This is a genomic window from Salinibacterium sp., assembly GCF_031364185.1.
Taxonomy (GTDB): domain Bacteria; phylum Actinomycetota; class Actinomycetes; order Actinomycetales; family Microbacteriaceae; genus Rhodoglobus.
This window is the reverse complement of record NZ_JANLVV010000327.1, coordinates 1-1,416: the sequence shown is the minus strand read 5'-3', so window position 1 is coordinate 1,416 and position 1,416 is coordinate 1. Positions and strand designations below refer to the sequence as shown.

The following is a 1,416-nucleotide window of genomic DNA, read 5'->3' as shown; positions in this document are numbered from 1 at the left end:
GCAGCTTCACCGCCGGCTCGCCTGGGCACCGGCCGTGGCCGTTCCGTTTCACTGGCTGACCCTCGTGCCGCTCGCGGTGCTCAGGTCGCTGGGTCACCTCATTGCCAAACGGCCGGGCGCCGTCGGCGGTGAGCTGGCTGCGGGTCTGCGCGCCGCCTTCGACGGCAGCATTCCGGGGGCCCGGGCCACCATCCGGCGCAATCGCACCCTGGGGTGGGCCGCCGTCGATGCGCTTCGGCTGTCGTGGTCCGACGTGCGCGAACGGCGGCTGAGCGAACGCTCGGCGGCGGCCGCTGCGTACACCACGGTGCGCGAGGGGCCCGGATTCTTCGCCGGCGGTGGCGCATGGGCGGTGCTGCTGGCGGCGGTCGCCGGTGTCGTCGCCTTCGGACGATTCGTGGATGCCCCGGCGCTGGCCGGCGGCGGACTCCTGCCGCTCAGCACCAGCGTCGGCGAGCTCTGGTCGCACGTCGGATTCGGCTGGCACGACGTCGCATCGGGATTCACCGGAGCCGCTGACCCGTTCGCCTCCGTGCTGGCGGTGCTGGGGTCGCTGACATTCTGGTCGCCATCGCTTGCCATCGTGTTTCTCTACCTCGCCGCGCTGCCGCTCGCGGCCACGGCGGCCTGGTTTTGCGCGGCGAGGCTGTCACGCCGCGCCTGGCCCTCGGCCGTCGCGGCGATCGCCTGGGCCGTGGCCCCACCCTTCCTCGCGTCGCTGGTCGGCGGTCACCTGGGTGGGGTGATCGCCCACATCCTGTTGCCGATCCTGGTGCTGACGGTGGTGAACGCGGCCCGCAACTGGTCTATGTCGGCGCTCGCAGCGCTGCTGTTCACCGTCGTCGTCGCGTGTGCGCCCATCCTGACCCCCGCGCTGGTGCTGGGCCTGGTCGCCTGGATCGCGGCGAACCCGCGCGGCGTGCTGAGGATCATCGGCATCCCCGTTCCGGCGGCGGCCCTGTTCGCGCCGCTGGTCGTCGAGCAACTGGATCGCGGCAACGGGCTTGCCCTGTTCGCCGAGCCTGGCGTTGCGGTCGCTACTGCCGCGCCATCCGGGATGCAACTCGCCCTGGGGGGTGCGAGCGGCGGCCTCTCTGGCTGGGACGCCTTCCTCGATGCGCTCGGGGTGTCTGTCGGTGTCGCGCCGTTCGTCGTGGTCGCGCTTCTCGCGCCGCTGGCGCTGCTGGCCGTGCTCTCGCTCTTTCTTCCCGTCAGCCGCCGCTCGGTGCCGGCGATGGCCATCGCATTACTGGGTTTCATCACGGCGATTGTCGGGGCGCACCTCTCTGTGACCCTCATCGGCTCCACGAGCACGGCGATCTGGGCCGGCTCTGCGCTCAGCCTCTACTGGCTCGGTCTCGTCGGAGCGATGGTGGCCAGTCTCGACGGCCTGCGCACAGCGGCGACGGCCCCGGC

The 1,416-nt window shown here is 72.0% G+C and carries 1 pseudogene; it reads left to right on the top strand.

The features are described from left to right. Positions 1-34: 34 nt before the first annotated feature. Positions 35-1,416: pseudogene (locus tag RMN95_RS14355) on the top strand (glycosyltransferase family 2 protein); the annotation flags it as partial.